The following is a 3,876-nucleotide window of genomic DNA, read 5'->3' as shown; positions in this document are numbered from 1 at the left end:
CTGGATGATCCCGCCCTGCAGGCCGCGTTGAACTCGGACGTGTTCTATATCGGCGCGCTGGGGTCGTCGCGCACCCATGCCAAACGGGTGCAGCGGATGACAGAGGCGGGCTTCTCGACCGAGCAGTTGCAGCGCATCCACGGGCCGATCGGTCTGGACATCGGCGCGGCCGGACCGGCCGAGATTGCCGTTGCGATCATCGCGCAGATGACGGCGGTGCTGCGGGGCAAGGCATGAAATTCGGCTCGGTGCCGGTTGCGGACGCGAAGGGCGCGATCCTTGCGCATTCGGTCATGGCTGGCATGAAAAAGCTGCGCAAGGGACTGATGCTGGACGACACGCATGTCGCCCTGTTGGCCGAGGCGGGCGTGTCCGAGGTGGTCGTCGCGCGGCTGGAACCCGGCGACTGTCACGAGGACGAGGCCGCGCGCCAATTGGCTGCGGCACTGACCCCGGATCCGAAGGGAGCCAACTTGCGCGTGACCGAGCCGTTCACCGGCCGCGTCAACCTGATTGCCAATCAGGCGGGCGTAGCCGTTCTGGATGTTGAGGCTCTGCTGGCGTTCAATCAGGTCAACCCGATGATCACGGTGGCCACCGTTCCGCAGCATCAGCAGATGGGCGCGGGCGGCATGGTCGCCACGATCAAGGTCATTTCCTACGCTGTGCCGCTGGCGGACGTTCAGCGCGCGGCCGAGCTGGCAAAGGGGGCCATTCGCCTGGCAGCGCCGATATTTGGCAGCGCCGGGTTGGTGGTGACCGACATTCCCGGCGGGCCGCCCAACGACAAGGGCATCGCCGCGATGCGCGGCCGGGTCGAGGCCCTGGGTCTGAGCCTGGTGGACGTGCAGATCGTTCCGCACGCGGTCGACGCTCTGGCGCAGGCAGTGTCCCGGATGAACACCGATATCGTGATGATCCTGACCGGCTCGGCCACATCCGATGTCGAGGACGTGGCGCCTCAGGCTGTTCGGCGCGCGGGCGGGCAGGTGGACCGTTTCGGTATGCCGGTTGATCCGGGCAACCTGTTGTTTCTCGGGGTTTTGGGCAAGCGGCCGGTCATCGGTTTGCCGGGATGCGCACGTTCGCCCGCGTTGAATGGGGCCGACTGGGTGCTGTCTCGGGTCGCCTGCGGCATCCCGACCACGGGAGCCGATATCGCGGCGATGGGCGTCGGTGGTCTGCTCAAGGAAATCCCGACCCGTCCGCAACCTCGGGCCAAACGCAAAGTGACGTAACGGCAGTTTCGCCCCGTTGGCGACCTGCAATACATGTTGGCAGTTTGCTCCTAAGGGACGGGTTGGAAACGGCCAAGTTTTTTGTTCTCAAACGACTTTTCCCGTGTTTAACTCGGGCCAAGGATAAATACGAAAATGGGAGGAACTTATGACACAGGTCTCAATGACCGTGAACGGAAAGACCGTGAGCGGTGATGTCGAAGGCCGGACGCTGCTGTCCAGCTTTCTGCGCGATCACCTGTCGCTGACCGGTACCCATGTGGGCTGTGACACGGCCCAATGCGGCGCCTGCGTGGTTCATGTGAACGGCGAGGCGGTGAAGTCCTGCAACATGCTGGCGCTCGAGGCGGACGGGGCCGATGTCGGCACCATCGAAGGGCAGGCTAACCCAGACGGCTCCTTGAATGTGATCCAGCAGGCGTTCCAGGATCATCATGGCCTGCAATGCGGTTTCTGCACGCCCGGCATGGTGATGTCGGCAGCGGCCCTGCTGAAGGAAAACCCGCGCCCGACCGAGGCTGAAATCCGCAAATACCTGGAAGGCAACCTGTGCCGGTGCACCGGGTACCACAACATCGTCAAGGCGATCATGGCCGCGTCCGGCCAAGACGTCAGCCACATCGCCGCCGAGTGATGCCGCTGCGGGCGTGACTGAGAACGCCCGTGGGATGACTGGGATGCACGCAAGCATCCGTTTATGGGAGGAGAACAAGCTATGCCCAAAGACAGTGGCATCGGAGCCAGTTCCAAGCGCCGCGAGGACGTGCGCTTTTTGACCGGAGCGGGCAATTACACCGACGACATCAACGTACGTGGTCAGGCCTATGTGTATTTCCTGCGATCCGACATCGCGCATGGCCGGATCAAAAGCATCGACACGTCCGCCGCCGAGTCCATGCCCGGCGTGGTCCGGGTGTTTACCGGCAAGGATTTCGAAGGCGTGGGCGGCATGCCCTGCGGCTGGGAGGTGACCGACAAGCACGGCGCGCCCATGCAGGAACCGCCGCACCCGATCCTGGCGCAAGGCAAAGTGCGCCATGTGGGCGACCCGATCGCCGCCGTCGTGGCCGACAGTCTTGAGCAGGCCCGTGACGCGGCCGAGGCGATCGACGTGGATATCGAGGAACTGCCCGCGGTTCTGGACATGAAAGCCGCCGCCGAAGAGGGCGCGCCGCTGGTCCATGACGATTTGAAAAACAACATCTGCTATGACTGGCAGTTGGGCGAGGCCGACGATGCCAAGGTGAACGAGGTGTTCGCCAATGCGGCGCATGTCACCACCTTGGAACTGGTGAACAACCGTCTGGTCGCCAACCCGATGGAACCGCGCGTGGCCGTGGCGGAATACAGCCGGGGCACGGATGAATACACGCTCTATACCACGTCGCAGAACCCGCATGTGATCCGGCTGTTGATGTGCGCCTTCGTGCTGGGCCTGCCCGAGCACAAGGTCCGCGTCGTGGCGCCGGATGTGGGTGGGGGTTTCGGCACCAAGATCTTCCACTACGCAGAAGAGGCGTTCTGTACCTTCGCGGCCAAGGCCTGCAATCGCCCGGTCAAGTGGACGGCCAGCCGTTCCGAGGCGTTCATGTCGGACGCACAGGGCCGCGACCATGTCAGCAAGATCGAACTGGCGCTGGATGCCGACAACAATTTCGTCGGGCTGCGGACAAACACTTTTGCCAACCTTGGGGCGTATCTGTCGACATTTTCCAGCTCGGTACCCACTTGGCTGCACGGGACGCTGATGGCGGGCAACTACAAGACGCCGGTCATTCAGGTGAACGTGCGGGCGATGTTCACCAACACCGTGCCGGTGGATGCCTATCGCGGCGCAGGCCGCCCCGAGGCGACCTATCAGCTGGAGCGCGTGATCGACAAGGCCGCGCGCGAGCTGGGCGTTGACCCGGTGGCGCTGCGTCGGCAGAACTTCATCACGCAGTTCCCCTATGACACGCCGGTGGCGCTGACCTATGACACCGGCGACTACAACGGCACTATGGACAAGCTGGAGCCGGCCGCCGATTTCGCGGGCTTCCCGGCGCGTCGCGCCGAAAGCGAGGCGCGTGGCAAGCTGCGCGGCCTGGGCGTGAACTGCTATATCGAGGCCTGCGGCATCGCGCCCTCGAACATCGTGGGGATGCTGGGGGCGCGTGCGGGTCTCTATGACGCGGCGACCGTGCGGGTGAATGCCACCGGCTCGATCAGCGTCATGGTGGGTGCGCATAGCCACGGGCAGGGGCACGAAACGGCCTTTCCGCAGGTCGTGGCCGACATGATTGGCATCGACGAGTCGATGGTCGAGATCGTGCACGGCGATACCTCGAAGATCCCGTTCGGCATGGGCACCTATGGGTCGCGCTCGCTGGCTGTCTGTGGATCGGCCATGGTCAAGGCGACCGAAAAGGTGATCGACAAGGCCAAGAAGATCGCGGCGCATCTGCTGGAGGCGTCCGAGGCCGATATCGAGCTGAAGGATGGCCAGTTCACCGTGGCCGGCACTGACAAGTCGGTGGCCTGGGGGGATGTGACCCTGACGGCCTATGTGCCGCACAATTTCCCGCTGGAGGTCGAGCCGGGCCTGGAGGAGACCGCGTTCTATGATCCGGCCAACTTTACCTTCCCGGCCGGCGCCTAT

At 64.0% G+C, this 3,876-nt stretch carries 4 protein-coding genes; all 4 read left to right on the top strand.

The genetic code is table 11. The features are described 5' to 3' along the window. Positions 1 to 237: XdhC family protein (locus tag AC2FM5_RS19365; RefSeq protein WP_496737598.1), on the top strand; the 237-nt coding region annotated here is incomplete at its 5' end. Beyond that, on the top strand, positions 234 to 1,238 hold the full coding sequence (locus AC2FM5_RS19360) for a molybdopterin-binding protein (RefSeq protein ID WP_496737595.1): 1,005 nt from the start codon (positions 234 to 236) through the stop codon (positions 1,236 to 1,238). The genes AC2FM5_RS19365 and AC2FM5_RS19360, both read left to right, overlap by 4 nt. A gap of 148 nt (positions 1,239 to 1,386) precedes the next feature. Next, on the top strand, positions 1,387 to 1,872 hold the full coding sequence (locus tag AC2FM5_RS19355; RefSeq protein WP_170389928.1) for a (2Fe-2S)-binding protein: 486 nt from the start codon (positions 1,387 to 1,389) through the stop codon (positions 1,870 to 1,872). Positions 1,873 to 1,953: 81 nt separating this feature from the next. Then, a partial coding sequence (locus AC2FM5_RS19350) for a xanthine dehydrogenase family protein molybdopterin-binding subunit (RefSeq protein ID WP_496737591.1) occupies positions 1,954 to 3,876 on the top strand: 1,923 nt, incomplete at its 3' end.

The sequence above is a fragment of the Ruegeria sp. BHSA162 genome (assembly GCF_059613385.1).
Note: the sequence above shows the minus strand (reverse complement) of the source record. Positions and strands in the feature narration are given on the sequence as shown.

Bases quoted from the DNA above. Each gene is read 5' to 3' on its own strand.
- AC2FM5_RS19355 (WP_170389928.1), top strand. From the start codon at position 1,387: ATGACACAGGTCTCAATGACCGTGAACGGAAAGACCGTGAGCGGTGAT.
- AC2FM5_RS19360 (WP_496737595.1), top strand. From the start codon at position 234: ATGAAATTCGGCTCGGTGCCGGTTGCGGACGCGAAGGGCGCGATCCTT.